General features: G+C 73.2%; 13 protein-coding genes. 8 read left to right on the top strand and 5 right to left on the bottom strand.

The genetic code is table 11. The annotated features are described in order from the left end of the window. The first annotated feature begins 65 nt into the window (after positions 1 to 65). Positions 66 to 1529: a S28 family serine protease gene (locus tag ACICHK_RS15565; RefSeq protein ID WP_406837375.1), complete on the top strand. Its 1464-nt coding sequence runs from the start codon at positions 66 to 68 to the stop codon at positions 1527 to 1529. A 17-nt stretch (positions 1530 to 1546) separates the two neighbouring features. Here ACICHK_RS15565 and ACICHK_RS15560 read toward each other — a convergent pair whose 3' ends face one another. Then, positions 1547 to 3415, bottom strand: coding sequence for a glycoside hydrolase family 3 protein (locus ACICHK_RS15560; protein ID WP_406837374.1), 1869 nt, complete (start codon positions 3413 to 3415; stop codon positions 1547 to 1549). A gap of 401 nt (positions 3416 to 3816) precedes the next feature. Beyond that, positions 3817 to 4728 carry a LysR family transcriptional regulator gene (locus ACICHK_RS15555; RefSeq protein ID WP_151474350.1) on the bottom strand — a complete coding sequence of 304 codons (912 nt, stop codon included), beginning with the start codon at positions 4726 to 4728 and terminating at the stop codon, positions 3817 to 3819. A gap of 123 nt (positions 4729 to 4851) precedes the next feature. Here ACICHK_RS15555 and ACICHK_RS15550 point away from each other — a divergent pair, with 123 nt between their 5' ends. The 4 genes from ACICHK_RS15550 to ACICHK_RS15535 all read left to right on the top strand — a co-directional run bounded on the left by ACICHK_RS15550 (position 4852) and on the right by ACICHK_RS15535 (position 9088). Next, positions 4852 to 5757, top strand: coding sequence for an EamA family transporter (locus tag ACICHK_RS15550; protein ID WP_151474351.1), 906 nt, complete (start codon positions 4852 to 4854; stop codon positions 5755 to 5757). 4 nt (positions 5758 to 5761) lie between these two features. Beyond that, the gene (gene aroA / locus ACICHK_RS15545) at positions 5762 to 7000 is read left to right on the top strand and encodes a 3-phosphoshikimate 1-carboxyvinyltransferase (RefSeq protein ID WP_151474352.1); all 1239 of its coding nucleotides are present in this window, start codon (positions 5762 to 5764) and stop codon (positions 6998 to 7000) included. A gap of 109 nt (positions 7001 to 7109) precedes the next feature. Continuing rightward, entirely contained in the window at positions 7110 to 8369 is a 1260-nt protein-coding gene (locus ACICHK_RS15540) for a Gfo/Idh/MocA family protein (RefSeq protein WP_406837373.1), read from the top strand. Between the two features lie 83 nt (positions 8370 to 8452). Continuing rightward, on the top strand, positions 8453 to 9088 hold the full coding sequence (locus tag ACICHK_RS15535; RefSeq protein ID WP_406837372.1) for a GNAT family N-acetyltransferase: 636 nt from the start codon (positions 8453 to 8455) through the stop codon (positions 9086 to 9088). 49 nt (positions 9089 to 9137) lie between these two features. On the opposite strand, the gene ACICHK_RS15530 is transcribed toward ACICHK_RS15535, so the two are convergent. The 3 genes from ACICHK_RS15530 to ACICHK_RS15520 all read right to left on the bottom strand — a co-directional run bounded on the left by ACICHK_RS15530 (position 9138) and on the right by ACICHK_RS15520 (position 12739). After that, positions 9138 to 10040, bottom strand: coding sequence for an MHYT domain-containing protein (locus tag ACICHK_RS15530; RefSeq protein WP_406837371.1), 903 nt, complete (start codon positions 10038 to 10040; stop codon positions 9138 to 9140). Positions 10041 to 10250: 210 nt separating this feature from the next. Next, on the bottom strand, positions 10251 to 11201 hold the full coding sequence (locus tag ACICHK_RS15525; protein ID WP_406837370.1) for a GNAT family N-acetyltransferase: 951 nt from the start codon (positions 11199 to 11201) through the stop codon (positions 10251 to 10253). A gap of 488 nt (positions 11202 to 11689) precedes the next feature. Then, positions 11690 to 12739, bottom strand: a complete 1050-nt coding sequence (locus ACICHK_RS15520) for a LacI family DNA-binding transcriptional regulator (RefSeq protein ID WP_151474357.1) — start codon at positions 12737 to 12739, stop codon at positions 11690 to 11692. A gap of 307 nt (positions 12740 to 13046) precedes the next feature. Between ACICHK_RS15520 and ACICHK_RS15515 the strand changes: the two genes are divergently transcribed. From ACICHK_RS15515 to ACICHK_RS15505, 3 genes are read left to right on the top strand one after another with little or no spacing between them, the layout of a single operon-like run. Further along, entirely contained in the window at positions 13047 to 14198 is a 1152-nt protein-coding gene (locus tag ACICHK_RS15515; RefSeq protein ID WP_406837369.1) for a Gfo/Idh/MocA family protein, read from the top strand. Then, positions 14195 to 15352, top strand: coding sequence for a dihydrodipicolinate synthase family protein (locus ACICHK_RS15510; protein WP_406837368.1), 1158 nt, complete (start codon positions 14195 to 14197; stop codon positions 15350 to 15352). The genes ACICHK_RS15515 and ACICHK_RS15510 overlap by 4 nt, the downstream gene beginning before the upstream one ends. Next, positions 15349 to 16179: a sugar phosphate isomerase/epimerase gene (locus tag ACICHK_RS15505; RefSeq protein ID WP_151474360.1), complete on the top strand. Its 831-nt coding sequence runs from the start codon at positions 15349 to 15351 to the stop codon at positions 16177 to 16179. The genes ACICHK_RS15510 and ACICHK_RS15505 overlap by 4 nt, the downstream gene beginning before the upstream one ends. The last annotated feature ends 161 nt before the right edge of the window (positions 16180 to 16340 follow it).

Below are 16340 nucleotides of genomic sequence, written 5' to 3'. Positions count from 1 at the left end.
CCTGGTGTCACGGGAGTTGCTCCGTTAGGTTCCGGCGGACAACCGCGTATCCCAGGGGAGGGTGCATGCGCAAGGCGCTCAGAGGGCTGCTCGTGCTCACGGTGCTCATCGGCACGCTGAGCACGGCCGGGACGGCCACCGCCGGCCCGGCGGAGGCCCACCGCACCGCGAGAACCACCGGCACGGCCGACGAGAACAAGGACATCCTGGACCGGCTCCTCGCGATCCCGGGCATGAGCCTCGTCCAGGAGAAGCCGTACACCGGCTACCGGTTCTTCGTCCTGAACTACACCCAGCCCATCGACCACCGGCACCCGTCCAAGGGCACGTTCCAGCAGCGGATCACCGTGCTGCACAAGGACACCGCGCGCCCGACGGTCTTCTACACCGGCGGCTACAACGTCTCCACCACGCCGAGCCGGCGCGAGCCGACCCAGATCGTGGACGGCAACCAGGTCTCCATGGAGTACCGCTTCTTCACGCCGTCCCGGCCCGACCCGGCCGACTGGTCCAAGCTCGACATCTGGCAGGCGGCAAGCGACCAGCACCGCATCTTCCGGGCGCTGAAGCGGATCTACGGCCAGAAGTGGATATCCACCGGCGGCTCCAAGGGCGGCATGACCGCCACGTACTACGAGCGCTTCTACCCGCGCGACATGGACGGCGTCGTCGCCTACGTCGCGCCCAACGACGTCGTGAACGACGAGGACTCGGCGTACGACCGCTTCTTCGCGCAGGTCGGCACCAAGGAGTGCCGCGACCGGCTGAACGCCGTGCAGCGCGAGGCCCTGGTGCGCCGGGAGCCCCTGGAGAAGAAGTACGAGCAGTACGCGGCCGACAACGGCTACACGTTCACGACCATCGGCGGCCTCGACCGGGCCTACGAGGCGGTCGTGCTCGACTACGTGTGGGGCTTCTGGCAGTACAGCCTGCTGAAGGACTGCGACACGATCCCGGCGGACGCCGCCCACGCGACGGACGACGCGATCTGGGACTCGGTGGACGGCATCTCCGGCTTCTCGGCCTACACCGACCAGGGCCTGGAGACGTACACGCCGTACTACTACCAGGCGGGCACCCAACTCGGCGCCCCCACCATCCACTTCCCGTACATCGAGAAGAAGTACGTCAGGTACGGCTACCAGCCGCCGCGGAACTTCGTGCCCCGCTCCATCCCGATGAAGTTCCAGCCGTGGGCGATGCGTGACGTGGACACCTGGGTCCGCCGGCACGCGAACCACATGCTCTTCGTCTACGGCCAGAACGACCCCTGGGGAGCCGAGCGGTTCCGCCCCGGTCCCAAGGCGCGCGACTCCTACGTCTTCACGGCCCCGGGCCTGAACCACGGCGCCAACGTCGCCGGGCTCGTCGCCGACGAGAAGGCGCTCGCCACCGCCCGCATCCTCGACTGGGCCGGGGTCGCCTCCGCGACGGTCCGGGCGAACCCGTCGGCGGCCCGGCCGCTCGCGCGGTTCGACGCGAAGCTGGACCGCCGCGACGTCGAACGGGACATGACCCTGCGTCCGTGACCGGACCCGGGCCGTGGCTAGTACGTCAGCCCGTACCCGATCGGGTACAGCACCTGCGCCGGGTCGTCCGCCCGTTGCACCGCCACCGGCAGCCGCCCGCGCGGGTCCGCCCGGCCGGCGATCACCCGGGCGGCGGCGCGCACTTCGACGTCGGTCCAGGAGTAGGACGCCAGGAAGGCACCGACCCCCGGGACCCGGGCGATGTCGTACGGGTTGCGGACGGCGACGGCGGTCACCGGGACCCCCGTGGCGACCAGCCGTTCGACCAGGGTCTTCTGGGACCCGGTGGCCGTCAGGTTGTACGTCAGGGCGACCACCGCGTCCGCGTCGGCCGCCGCCGTGACGGCCTTGGTGATCGTGGCCGCCGACGGCGCCGTACCCGTGGACAGGGCCGTCGCCGTGAACCCGAGTCCGTTCAGCGCGGCGGCCATGACGGTGGTGGGCGGTCCGTCGGACAGCGACGGCGAGGCGGGGTCGGCGCCCACCACCAGCACCCTCGGGGTGCGCCGCCGGGACAGCGGGAGCAGTCCCTCCTCGTTGACCAGCAGCGTGGTGGTGCGCTCGGCGATCCGGTCGGCGGCCCTGAGGTGCGCCGGGACACCGACCACCCGGTCGATCTCGGCGTCGGGGACGTAGGGGTCGTGCAGCAGCCCGTGCTTCGCCTTGAGCCGCAGGATGCGCAGGATCGACTCGTCGAGCCGGGCCTCGGTCAGCTCGCCGCCGCGCACGGCGTTCAGCACCGCGTTCCACGCGACGCCGAGGTCGGGCGGGTTGAGGAGCTGGTCGACGCCGGCCTTGAGCGCGAGGACGGGGACGCGGTCGTCGCCGTACTTCGTCCGGACGCCCTCCATGCCCAGGGAGTCCGTCACCACGACGCCGTCGTAGCCGAGTTCGCCGCGCAGGATGCCGGTGAGGATCGGGTGGGAGAGGGTGGCGGGGTCGCCGGCGGGGTCGAGCGCCGGGACCATGATGTGCGCGGTCATGATCGAGTCGATGCCGGCGCGGATCGCGGCCCGGAAGGGCACCGCGTCGAGTTCCGACCACAGTTCGCGGCTGTGGGTGATGACGGGGAAGCCGAAGTGGCTGTCCACGGCGGTGTCGCCGTGGCCGGGGAAGTGCTTGGCGGTGGCCGCGACCCCCGAGCCCTGGTACCCCTTCACCTCGGCCGCCACCAGGCCCGCCACCGCCTCCGGATCGGCGCCGAAGGAGCGCACGCCGATCACCGGGTTGGCCGGGTTGACGTTCACGTCGGCGTCGGGGGAGTAGTCCTGGTTGATGCCGAGCGCGCGCAGCTCGGCACCGCTGATGCGGCCCACCGTCCGCGCGTCGGCCCGCGAACCGCCCGCGCCCAGCGCCATGGCGCCCGGGAACAGCGTCGCGGGCTTGCCCACCCGGGCCACTATCCCGTGTTCCTGGTCCGTGGCGATCAGCAGCGGCAGCCCGCGCGGCAGCTCCAGCGAGGCCCGCTGGATGCCGTTCGACAGCGCGGCGATCTGGTGCGGGTCACGGGTGTTGTGCGCCCAGGCGAAGTAGATGATGCCGCCGACGCGGTACCTGGCGATCAGCTCGGCGGCCGTGCGGACGCCGATCTCCTTGAGGTTGGCGTCGATGTCGGCCTGGTCGGGCGCGGTGGCCGAATGGCCGTACACCCGCATGACGAAGAGCTGGCCGACCTTCTCCTCCAGCGTCATACGGGAGATCAGGGCGCGCAGCGCCTTGTCGGTGCCCGGGCGGGCGGGCGCCGCGTGGGCGCGGGGGCCGGCGGCCAGCGCGGCGGTGACGCCCGCCGTGGCGGCGAGGACCGTGCGCCGGGAGGGCCTTGACGGTCCGTCCGGTTCCGCCGGCCCGGACGGTCTTGCGGTGCTTCCCGTGCTGGAGTCGCGCACAAGCGCTCCTTCCCTCGTGAAGGAAACTTCCGAGGAGTCACGATTATCCGGGAAGTTTCTTCCAGTCAAGGGTGTGCGCAGGGCGCGCCGGGCGCGGGTTCGGTGCCGGTGCGTCGTGGGTCGGGGCCGTGCCGGTGCATCAGCCCGTCGCTGTCGGGTGAGGCGTGGGCGTCGGTGGCGACGGGCATCGATGTACCGGCACGGCCCCTTCCGCCGGATCCCGGCTGCGGGTGCGCGGTGGCCAGGGTGCGTGAGTTTCAGCCCCTCCGGCGTTTGAGGAGCGAGGGGGCCGGGGGCGGAGCCCCAGGTACGGGAAGGGTAGGGGCGGAGGGGGCGAAAGACGCGTCCGGACCTGGTGGGTCGGCGGCGCGGACCCTCGCGTTGGGCTCCGGCTGCGGGGGTCAGGGGTGTTCCGTCACGGTGGGCCAGTGGGACTGGAGCGTGCGGACCGTCTCGGCGATGGCCGGGCGGCGCGCCGCCCCCGAGCGCCACAGCGCGTACAGCCGGCGGACGGGCAGCGGGTCGAGCGGCACCTCCACCACTCCTTCGGGGAGGGGGCCGCGGCCGAGGCGCGGGATGAGGGCGACGCCGAGACCGGCGGCGACGAGGGCGACGAGGGTCGGGTTCTCCTCGGCCTGGTGGACGATGTCCGGCTCGCTGCCCGCCGCGCGCAGGGTGCGCACCAGCCAGTCGTGGCAGACCCTGCCGGGCGGCTGGCAGATCCACCGCTGGCCGCCCAGGTCCTCGCGCCGCACCGAGGCCCGTCCGGCGAAGGGGTGTCCGGCGGGGACGAGCAGATCGCACAGGTCGTCCCCGATCACCGCCTGCTCCACCCCCGGCGGGGCGGGCAGCGGCGAGATGTCCCAGTCGTGCGCGACGGCCATGTCGACCGCGCCCCTGGCGACCAGGTCGACGGACAGATGCGGGTCGATCTCCGTCAGCCGGGTGTCCAGGGCCGGATGCCGGGCGGCCAGATCGGCCAGGACGGCGGGCATCAGACCGCGGGCCGCCGAGGCGAACGCGGCCACCGTCAGCCGCCCCGCCGGCATCCCCCGGCGCTCCTCCAGTTCGGTCTCCGCCCGCTCCACGATCGCCAGCAACTCCTGCGCGGTGGAGGCGAGTCGCTCGGCCTGCTCGGTGAGCCGGACACCGCGCCCGCGCCGTTCCAGCAGCACGGTCCTGGTCTCCCGCTCCAGCTTCGCGATCTGCTGGGACACGGCGGACGGCGTGTAGCCGAGCGCGGTCGCGGCGGCGCCGACCGTGCCGTGCACCGAGACGGCGTGCAGCGCGCGCAGGCGCTGGAGATCGAGCACGGATGCCTCCCGGTCGGCGACGCGGCTCTCGCGGCCCCTCCCAGCATACGTAAGCGTTGCTTCATCCATCCATGCAGACATTCGCGCTGGTGCTACATGGTGACGGCATCCGATGCTCGACGCATGAAACCCGCGCACATCAGCCTCGCCGTCCTCGTCGCCGCCGTCTGGGGCGTGAACTTCACCGTCATCGAGATCGGGCTCGGCCACTTCCCGCCCCTGCTCTTCTCGGCCCTGCGCTTCCTCGTGGCGGCCGTGCCCGCCGTGTTCTTCGTGGGCCGCCCCAAGGTGGCGTGGAAGTGGATCGTCGGGGTGGGACTCGCCCTCGGCGTCGCGAAGTTCGGGCTGCTGTTCATCGGCATGGACGCGGGGATGCCCGCCGGACTCTCCTCCCTCGTGCTCCAGGTCCAGGCGGTCTTCACCGCGGTCGCCGCCTTCGTCTTCCTCGGCGAACGCCCCGGGCGCGTCAAGCTCTGCGGCATGGCGGTGGCCCTCGCCGGTGTGGGCCTGGCCGCCGTCGACGAGGGCACCTCCGGCCCCCTCGGCGCCTTCGCCCTGGTGATCGCGGCGGCGGCCTGCTGGGGGCTGTCCAACGTCCTCACCCGCAAGGCGTCCCCGCCCGACCCGCTGAACTTCATGGTGTGGGTGAGCACCGTCCCCGTCCTGCCGCTGCTCGGCCTGTCCCTGCTCACCGAGGGCCCCTCCCGCGACCTCGACGCGCTCCGGAACCTGGACCCGCAGGGCGCCGGAGTCGTCGTCTACGTCGCCTGGATCACGACCGTGTTCGGCTTCGGCGCCTGGGGCTGGCTGCTGCACCGGCACCCCGCGTCCACCGTCGCGCCCTTCTCGCTGCTCGTCCCGGTCTTCGGGATGTCGTCGGCGGCGCTGTTCCTGCACGAGGGCGTCGGCCCGCTGCGGTGGGCGGCGGCGGCCCTGCTGGTGGGCGGGGTGGCGCTCACCTCGCGCACGCCGCGAGAGGTCCAGTCGGCGGACGTTCCGGCGCCGGAGCGGGTCGGGGCGCCAGCATGACCCCATGGCCCTCGTCGACATCCCCGGTTCCAAGTCCATCACCGCCCGCGCGCTCTTCCTGGCGGCAGCGGCGGACGGGGTCACCCGTCTCGTCCGCCCGCTCCGCTCGGACGACACCGAAGGCTTCGCGGAGGGCCTGACCCGGCTCGGCTACCGCGTCGGCCGGACCCCGGACAGCTGGCACGTCGACGGCCGCCCGGGGGGTCCGGCGGTGGAGCGGGCCGACGTGTACTGCCGGGACGGCGCGACCACGGCCCGCTTCCTGCCGACCCTCGCCGCCGCGGGCCACGGCACCTACCGCTTCGACGCCTCCGCCCAGATGCGCCGGCGGCCGCTCGGCCCCCTGTCGCGGGCGCTGCGCGACCTCGGCGTGGACCTCCGGCACGAGGAGGCGGAGGGCCACCATCCGCTGAGCATCTCGGCGTCCGGGGTGGAGGGCGGCACGGTCACCCTCGACGCCGGCCAGTCCTCCCAGTACCTCACCGCCCTGCTCCTGCTCGGCCCGCTGACCCGTACGGGCCTGCGCATCGAGGTCACCGACCTGGTCTCCGCCCCGTACGTCGGCATCACCCTCGCGATGATGCGCGCGTTCGGGGCCGACGTGACGGTGGACGGCGACGTCTTCGAGGTGGCGCCCGGCGGCTACCGGGCCACCACCTACCCCGTCGAACCCGACGCCTCCACCGCGAGCTACTTCTTCGCGGCCGCCGCCCTGACCGGCCGCGAGGTCACCGTGCACGGCCTCGGCGCCGGGGCGCTCCAGGGCGACCTCGCCTTCGTGGACGTCCTGCGCCGCATGGGCGCGCACGTGGAGACCGGACCCGACCGCACGACCGTGCGCGGCACCGGCGGACTGCGCGGCCTCACCGTCAACATGCGGGACATCTCCGACACCATGCCGACGCTCGCCGCGATCGCGCCCTTCGCCGACGGCCCGGTCCGCATCGAGGACGTCGCCAACACCCGGGTCAAGGAGTGCGACCGGTTGGAGGCCTGCGCGGAGAACCTCCGGGCGCTCGGCGTCCGGGTGGAGACCGGCCCCGACTGGATCGAGATCCACCCGGGCGTCCCCGCCGCCGCCGAGATCAGGACGTACGGCGACCACCGCATCGTCATGTCCTTCGCGGTGACCTCGCTGCGCGTGCCGGGCATCGGCTTCGACGACCCCGGATGCGTCCGCAAGACGTTCCCGGACTTCCACGAGGTGTTCGGGGCGTGGGCCGCGGCCGGAGAGGACCGCTGAGCGGGCACGGAGAGCCCCGCGACCGTCTTGTCGCGGGGGTCCGGGACGGATAGCTTCCCGACGGACGGCGCCGACCGCGCCTGCGATCCGACCGGAAAGCGGTGAACAGATGCCCTCCGTCCCCTCCGTCGTCACACTCGCCGTCGTCGGTGCCGGGGACCGGGGCACCGGTCACGCGCGCTGGGCCCTGGACCACCCGGAGCGGGCCCGGGTGGTGGCCGTCGCCGAACCCCGGCGGACCCGGCGGAACCGCCTCGCGGCCGCCCACGGCCTGGAACCGGACGCCGTCGTGGACGACTGGCGGGAGCTGGCCGCCCGCGGCCGCGTCGCGGACGCCGTGTTGATCTGCACCCTCGACCGCGAACACCTGGAACCCGTACTGGAGTTCGCGGCCCTCGGCTACCACGTCATGCTGGAGAAGCCGATGGCCCTGACCGAGGGCGAGTGCCGGCGGATCGTCGACGCCGTGGAACGGGCCGGCGTGATCCTCTCGGTCGGACACGTCCTGCGCTACACCCGGTACACCCGCGCCGTGAAGGAGGTCGTGGACTCCGGCCGGCTCGGTGACGTCGTCAACGTCCAGCACCTGGAACCCGTCGGCTTCTGGCACCAGGCCCACTCCTTCGTCCGCGGCAACTGGGGCCGCACGGACCGGGCCACGTCCATGCTGATGGCCAAGTCCTGCCACGACATCGACTGGTTGCAGTACGTCCTCGGCCAACCCCCGGTCCGCGTCTCCAGCTTCGGACGCCTGTCGCACTTCCGGCCCGAGAACAGGCCCGAGGGCGCCGCCGACCGCTGCCTGGACTGCGCGGTGGAGGACACCTGCCCCTACTCCGCCCGGCGCGAGTACGGCGGCCGGCTCGCCCGCGGCGAACACCACTGGCCGCTGAGCGTACTGGTCGACGACTTCACCCCCGAGGCGCTGGAGACCGCCCTGCGCGAGGGCCCGTACGGGCGGTGCGTGTACGCCTGCGACAACGACGTGGTGGACCACCAGGTGGTGTCGATGGAGTTCGCCTCCGGGGCCACCGCCACCTTCACCATGACCGCCTTCACCGAACAGGCCGACCGCCGGACCCGGATCTTCGGGACCCGCGGCGAACTGCGCGGCGACGGGCGGAGCCTGAGCGTCTACGACTTCCTGACCCGCACCGAGGAGGCCGTCGACCTCGCGGCCCCGGGCGCCATGGACGCGGCGGGCGGCCACGGCGGGGGCGACGCCGGCCTGATGGACGCCTTCGTCGCCGCCGTCGCCACCGGGAACCCCGCCCTGGTGAAGTCCGGCCCCCGGGAGTCCCTGACCAGCCATCTCACCGTCCTGGCCGCCGAACGGGCCCGGCTCGCGGGCACGGTGGAGGCCGTGTAGCCGTATAACCGCTGGACACGGATCGCCCCCGCCGCATAGGAATCGCAGCGGACACGACCGTTTCGGCGAAAGGGAGCGGGGCGTTGGGTTTCCAGTTGGAGGGGCCGGTCCTCGAAGGCGCGCTGGTACGGCTGGAGCCGCTCGGCCACCGGCACGCGGCCGACCTCGCCGAGGCGGCGGAGGAGCACCGGGACTCGTACGCGTTCACCTGGGTGCCCCGGGCCGACGAGGTCACGGACTACGTCGACGCGCAGCTCGCCCGCGCCGCGACGGGTCGGCTCGCGCCCTACGCGCAGATCTCCCTCGCCTCCGGACGGGCGGTCGGCGCCACCTCGTACTGGGAACCGCGGTGCTGGCGGTCGGACGACCGGCTCGACGCCGTCGAGGTCGGCTTCACCTGGCTCGCGGCCTCGGCCCAGGGCACCGGCCTGAACGCCGAGTCCAAGCTCCTGCTCTTCCGGCACGCCTTCGAGGAGTGGGGCGTGGCCCGCGTGGACCTGAAGACCGATGCCCGCAACGCCCGTTCCCGCGCGGCGATCGCGGCCACCGGCGCCCGCCTGGAGGGCGTCCTGCGCAACTGGTCCCGTTCCTGGGCGCCCGGCGAGGACGGCATGCTGCGCGACTCCGCGGTCTTCTCGGTGACGGCGGCGGAGTGGCCCGGGTGCCGGGACCGGCTGTCCGCGAGAGTGGCCGGACACCTCGGCACGGACGCCGGGTAGAGGTTGTGGCCCGCCGCGCCGGAGCGGTGTCCGGAGGGGACGGCGCGGCTCACCGTCCGCGCGGGCCTGCGTGCCGGCCCACCGGCTGGTCCCGCGGCTCGAAGAGGGAGGCGTTCTGCGCGGGCCGCGGAGGCTGTGCGGGCCGCTCGGGCGCGGTTCCCGTGCCCCGGCGCCGACGCGGGGCGGCCCGGCTCCAGTCCCCGCCGCCGAGGACGAGCTGGGGGTCGAACATCACCACCACTCCGGACAGGATCAGGAAGACCACCGGTCCGATGATCATGGGGAGCAGGATCGAGACCGGTGAGGCGTTGCCGTACGTCCCGGTCATGTACGACGCGTCCGTCGCGCCGCGCAGGTGCACGCCGAGGGCGGCCATGCCGGTGTAGTGCGTGCCGGTCAGGGCGACGCCCATGAGGAGGGTGGCGCCGAGGGCGGCCGGGAACCCCCGGTAGGAGGCGGCGGTCCACAGGGCGGCGGTCGCGGCGGTGACCGCGATCAGCACGGAGACCACGACCATGAGCGAGTCGTACTCCAGGGACCCGTTCAGTTCGAGCGAGGCCATGCCGATGTAGTACGTGGCCACCACGGCGAGCCCGGTGACGATCCCGGCGGCGGTCAGGGTGACGGGGGTGGCTCCGCGGTACCCCACGGCGAAGACGCCGAGGCCGACCACCACGACCGCCACGACGAGGCCGAGCGACGTCAGACGGGAGTCGTAGTCGATCGGGATCCCCTGGATCCTGAAGCCGACCATCGCGACGAAGTGCATGGTCCAGATGCCGCAGCCGATGGTCGCCGCCCCGAGGACCAGCCAACCGGGCTTCCACGACTGCCGGTTGTTCAGGGAACGGACGACGCAGCGCAGCCCCAGGGCACTGCCCACACAGGCCACGAGGTAGGAGGCCGCCGGCGTCGCCGCCCCGAACGCGAAGTCGTCCACAGTGCCTTGCATATATGCCAACTCCCCATGAGAACAGGTCGCTTGGGGAAGCACGGTCTCGCGCCCAGGTTGCGTGAGCGGTTCCGTACGGTAGGTGTTTGAGTTAACTCTGCGATGCGGCTTCGTTCAGCGGGCGGACGGGTTGTCCGCACTCCGGACGTGTCGGATGTCCGTTCGGGTGCCGGTGGGCACTTGTCCGGGTTCCGGTGGGCGTCCGGTGCGTCATCGTGGCCCGGGGCGGTCCGGGTCGGCGCGCAGGTCCAGCCGCCAGTCCTGGCCCGTCAGGTCCGCGCCGAAGGACCGGTGCGGCTTCTCGGCGACCAGGGTGAAGCCCTGGCGCAGGTAGATGCGCCGGGCGGCGGTCAGGACGTCGTTGGTCCACAGGACGAGCTCGTGATAGCCGACGCCGCGCGCGAAGCCGATGACGGCCCCGACGAGACGGTCGCCGACGCCGAGCCCCCGCGCCTCCGGTTCGACCAGCAGCAGCCGCAGGCGGGCGGTGCCGGGAGCCTCGTCCCGTACGCACATCACGCACCCGACGGGCCGCCCGTCGAGCTCGGCGATCCACACCCGCTCCAGGTGGGGATCGTGATCCTCGGCGAAGTCGGCGACGATCCTCGCGACCAGGCCCTCGTAGTCGGCGTTCCAGCCGTACTCGGCCGCGTACAGCGCCGCGTTGCGCTGCACGATCCAGCCGAGGTCGCCGGGGCCCGGTTCGCGCAGGAGGACGTCCTCGGGGCGCGGTGCGGTCCGGCTGTCGCCCAGGAGCGTGCGCACCGTGAGCATCGCCTCCGTGAGGCGCGGCCGGTCGGCGGGCGGCACGGTCGCCAGCAGCGTGCCCACGGTCCGGCGCGCCCGCTCGTCCAGCAGCGCGGCGGCTTCCCGGCCGCGCGCGGTGAGCGTGATCCTGCGCCGCCGCGGGTCCTTCTCCGAGGTGGCGCGCTCGACCAGCCCGTCCTGCTCGAACTTGTTCAGGATGCGGCTCAGGTAGCCCGAGTCCAGCGAGAGCTCGGTCCGCAGGTCGGCGGCGTCCGCCTGGGGGGTGTGCGCCAGTTCGTAGAGGACGCGGGACTCGGTGAGCGTGTACGGCGCGTAGAGGTGGCGGCCGTAGTCGAGTGCGCCGATGACGTTCGTGTAGAAGCGGTTGAAGGAGCGGATGTCCTGGACGGTCATGATCGGCCCCGGAGGTCGGCTGTGCGCGGTCGCGGTTGGCCTGCTCGGCCCGGATGGCTGACTCAGTCAGATATCTGGCTGCCCTGAGCATAGAACCCCCGACGGGCGCTCGCCCCCCTTTCCGCACGGTTCGCTGCGCCGGCCGGTGCCGTCGCGGGCGCGGGTTCGGTGCCGGTGCGTCGTGGGTCGGGGCCGTGCCGGTGCATCAGCCCGTCGCTGTCGGGTGAGGCGTGGGCGTCGGTGGCGACGGGCATCGATGTACCGGCACGGCCCCTTCCGCCGGATCCCGGCTGCAAGACCCAGCCCCTCCGGCGTTTGAGGAGCGGGGTCTGGGGCGGAGCCCCAGGGACGGGAAGGGTAGGGGCGGAGGGGGCGAAAGAAAGCTTGGGGTGTGCCGGGGAGCTCGGAAACCCCGGGCCCCGGGGGCCTCGAGTGCCGGGGGCCTCGGAAGCCGGGGGCGAACCCGGGAGCCCCCGCGGGAGCGGGGCTCAGGCCCGGGGAGCCCCGGTGGACCCCCGCACCATCAACTCCCCCCGCACCGTGGCGATCCCCCCCGGCGGCGGCTCCTCACGCCCCATGGCGATCCGCCCGGCCCGGGCACCCGCCTCGGTCAACGGCAGCCGCACGGTCGTCAGGGCGGGCACCGCGTCGACGCTGAACGGCAGATCGTCGAAGCCCGCGACGGACACGTCGCCCGGGATGCGCAGCCCGGAGTCGCGCAGCGCCGCGCAGGCGCCCAGCGCCACGGTGTCGTTCGCGGCGACGACGGCCGTCAGCGACGGGTCGCGGCGCAGGAGTTCGAGCGTCGCCTCGTAACCGGACCGGCGGTCGTAGCGGCCGTGCACGGTGCGCCGCGGGTCGTCCTCGATGCCGTGGGCGTCGAGCGCGGCCCGGTGGCCCTCCAGGCGGTGGCGGGTCGTCGTGCGTTCCTCGGGACCCGCGATGTAGCCGAGCCGCCGGTGCCCGAGGCCGATCAGGTGCTCGGTCAACTGCCTGCCGCCGCCGCGGTTGTCGAAGGTGAGCGCGATCGCCTCGGGCGCCTCCGGCGCGGGCGGCCGCCCGCACAGCACGACCCGGGTGCCCGCCTCGTGGAGCTTGCGCAGCTTGGCGGCGACGGCGCCCGCGTGCGCCGTGTCCTCTATGGCGCCGCCGGTGAGCACGACCGCGGCGGCGCGCTGGCGCTGGAGCAGCGTGAGGTAGGTGAGTTCGCGCTCCGGGGAGCCACCGGTGTTGCAGACGACCCCGAGCCGCTCCCCGCCCGCGCGCCCCCCGGGCCCGCCGATCTCCGACTGGATCGCCGCCGCCATGACCCCGAAGAAGGGGTCGGCGATGTCGTTGACCAGGATGCCGACGAGGTCGGAGGTCGCCGCGGCCAGCGAGCTCGCCGGCCCGTTCAGCACGTAGTCCAGCTCGTCCACCGCGCGCAGCACCCGCTCGCGCGTGGAGGAGGCCACGGGGTAGTTCCCGTTCAGCACGCGCGACACCGTCGCGGGAGAGACCTGCGCGCGGGCCGCCACGTCCGCCAGGGTCACCGTCATCTCGTCGTCCTCCGGTCGCGCCTTGTCGTGCCACTTCGTACGTCTCGTACGTCGTCGTGCCTGCCCGCGTCTCGTCGTACGGCGTCGAACACGGAGCCGAAGGCCGGGTACGCCGTTTCCTGTGGGCAGGGTCCGTGCAGACCATACGGCCATCGGCCCCCGTTGTTCGCCCCCTCGAACAACTCGCCTTCGCGGCGGTCTTGTCCGTACCGCTGCGCAGAGGCTAGCTTCTTCCTGCATAGAAAGCGCTTGCTGTCACGTTCACCTGGAAGCGTGCGCGGCGCCCGAGGCGTACGGAGGGAAAGACGTGACACGCAAGACGGTGCGTATCGCCATGAACGGCGTGACGGGTCGCATGGGTTACCGCCAGCACCTCGTCCGCTCGATACTCGCCCTGCGCGACCAGGGCGGCCTCGACCTCGGCGACGGCACCGTGCTGTGGCCCGAACCCGTCCTCGTCGGCCGTCGCGAGAGCGCCCTCAGGGCGATCGCCGAGCGGCACGGTCTCGATCACTGGTCGACGGACCTGGACGCGGTGCTCGCCGACCCGTCCGTCGGCCTCTACTTCGACGCCCAGGTGACCTCCGCCCGCGAGGAGGCCCTCAGGAAGGCGATCGCCGCGGGCAAGCACGTCTACACCGAGAAGCCGACCGCCACCGGGTTCGACGGGGCGCTGTCGCTGGCCCGCCTCGCGCACGCCGCGGGCGTCAGGCACGGCGTCGTCCAGGACAAGCTCTTCCTCCCCGGCCTGCTCAAGCTGAAGCGCCTGGTCGACGGCGGCTTCTTCGGCCGGATCCTGTCCGTCCGCGGCGAGTTCGGCTACTGGGTCTTCGAGGGCGACTGGCAGAGCGCCCAGCGGCCCTCCTGGAACTACCGTGCCGAGGACGGCGGCGGCATCGTCGTCGACATGTTCCCGCACTGGGAGTACGTCCTGCACGAACTGTTCGGCCGCGTCACCTCCGTGCAGGCGCTCACCGCCACCCACGTCCCGCAGCGCTGGGACGAACGGGGCAAGCCCTACGACGCCACGGCCGACGACGCCGCGTACGGGATCTTCGAGCTGGAGGGCGGCGCGGTCGCCCAGATCAATTCCTCCTGGGCGGTCCGCGTCCACCGCGACGAGCTCGTCGAGTTCCAGATCGACGGAACGGAGGGGTCGGCCGTCGCCGGACTGCGCGACTGCCGCGTGCAGCACCGCGGTTCGACCCCCAAGCCGGTCTGGGACCCGGACGTCCCGACCGACTGCTCCTTCCGCGACCAGTGGCAGGAGGTCCCCGACAACGCCGAGTTCGACAACGGCTTCAAGGCCCAGTGGGAGCTGTTCCTGCGACACGTCCACGCCGACGCCCCCTACCGCTGGGACCTCCTCGCCGGCGCCCGCGGCGTCCAGCTCGCCGAACTGGGCCTGAGGTCCTCGGCCGAGGGCCGCCGCCTCGACGTCCCGGAGATCGCGCTGTGACCATCCGGCTCCCGGACGCCGGCGGCCGGTCGCGGACCTACGAACCGCGCTCCGAGCCCCTCTCCGCTCCTCCCGCGGCCGTGCCCCTCGCCTCCCGCACGGTCTTCGCCGCCGCGCACGTCGTCGCCGACCCGTACGCGGACGTCTCGCCCGGCGCCCCCGCCGCCGTCGACTGGGACGCCACCCTCGCCTTCCGGCGCCATCTGTGGTCGCACGGCCTCGGCGTCGCCGAGGCGATGGACACCTCCCAGCGGGGGATGGGCCTGGACTGGGCCGGGGCGGCCGAACTGATCCGCAGGTCCTCCGCCGAGGCCCGGGCCGTCGGCGGCCGGATCGCCTGCGGGGCGGGAACGGACCAGCTCACCGGTCCGGCCACGCTCGGGGACGTACGGGCCGCGTACGAGGAACAGCTCGCCCTCGTCGAGGAGTCGGGCTCCCGGGCGGTCCTGATGGCGTCCCGCGCGCTGGCCGCGACCGCCTCCGGCCCCGAGGACTACCTGGAGGTCTACGGCCACCTGCTGCGCCAGGCCGCCGAACCGGTGATCCTGCACTGGCTCGGCCCCGTGTTCGACCCGGCGCTGGAGGGCTACTGGGGATCGGACGGCCCGGACGCGGCGACGGAGGTGTTCCTGGAGGTGATCGCCGCCCACCCGGACAAGGTGGACGGCGTCAAGGTCTCCCTGCTGGACGCCCGCCGGGAGGTCGCCCTGCGCCGCCGCCTCCCGGACGGCGTCCGCTGCTACACAGGGGACGACTTCGACTACCCCGAACTGATCGCGGGCGACGAACGGGGCTTCAGCCACGCGCTGCTCGGCGTCTTCGACCCGCTCGCCCCCCTCGCCGCCCGGGCCGTGCGCGTCCTGGACACCGGGGACGTCCAGGGCTTCCGTGAACTCCTCGACCCGACCGTCGAGTTGGCCCGGCATCTTTTCGAGCCCCCGACCCGCTTCTACAAGACGGGCGTCGTCCTGCTGGCCTGGCTCGCGGGCCACCAGGAGCACTTCGCGATGGTGGGCGGCCTGCAGTCGGCGCGCTCCCTGCCGCACCTCGCCCGCGCCTACGAACTGGCCGACCGGCTGGGCCTGTTCCCGGACCCGGAGCGCGCCGAGACCCGGATGAAGACCCTGCTCGCCCTGTACGGGGTGTCCTCATGAGCGGCCTCGCCCGTCTCTCCGTCAACCAGATGACGGTCAGGCAGCTGTCGATCCCCGAACTGGTCGAGGGCTGCCTGGAGCTGGGCGTCCCGGGGGTCGGTCTGTGGCGCGAACCCGTGCGGGCGTACGGGCTCGACGCCACCGCGCGGGCGGTCCGCGACGCGGGTCTGGCCGTCACCACCCTGTGCCGGGGCGGCTTCCTCACGGCGATCGACCCCGGGGAGCGGGCGCGCGCGCTCGACGACAACCGGGCCGCCGTCGACGAGGCCGCGGCCCTCGGCACCGACACGCTCGTCCTGGTCTCCGGCGGTCTGCCGCCCGGCTCGAAGGACCTCCACGGCGCCCGCGAGCGCATCGCCGACGCGCTCGGAGAACTGGGCCCGTACGCCGCCTCCCGCGGGGTGCGGCTGGCCGTCGAACCGCTCCACCCCATGTACGCGGCCGACCGCTGTGTGGTCTCCACCCTCGCCCAGGCCCTGGACCTCGCGGAACGCTTCCCCGCCGACCAGGTGGGCGTCACCGTCGACACCTACCACCTGTGGTGGGACGACACGGCGCCCGCCCAGATCGCCCGCGCGGGAGCGGGCGGGCGCATCCACGGCTTCCAGCTCGCCGACTGGGTCACCCCGCTTCCCGAGGGCGTCCTCGTCGGCCGCGGCCAGCTCGGCGACGGCTCGGTCGACTTCCGGGTGTGGCGCGGTCTGGTCGAGGCGGCGGGGTACACCGGGGCCATCGAGGTCGAACTCTTCAACGAGGGGCTGTGGGCCCGGGACGGGCGCGAGGTGCTGGCGGAGACGGCGGCGCGGTTCGCGGAGCACGCCGGGTAGCGTTCCGCATCGCCGCCGGGCGGCCGTCAGGCGGTCGCCGCGGCGGCGACCGACCGCCTGCGGAACCGGTCCTGACCTGCGGTGATCCCTACCGTCCCGGTCGGCGGAAAAAATCTTCGGAAGTTCGTGCAACCCTTCCGCACCCTCGCGGGTCGTACGTG

It is taken from the genome of Streptomyces sp. AHU1, assembly GCF_045343905.1.
Classification (GTDB): domain Bacteria; phylum Actinomycetota; class Actinomycetes; order Streptomycetales; family Streptomycetaceae; genus Streptomyces; species Streptomyces triticiradicis.
Note: the sequence above shows the minus strand (reverse complement) of the source record. Positions and strands in the feature narration are given on the sequence as shown.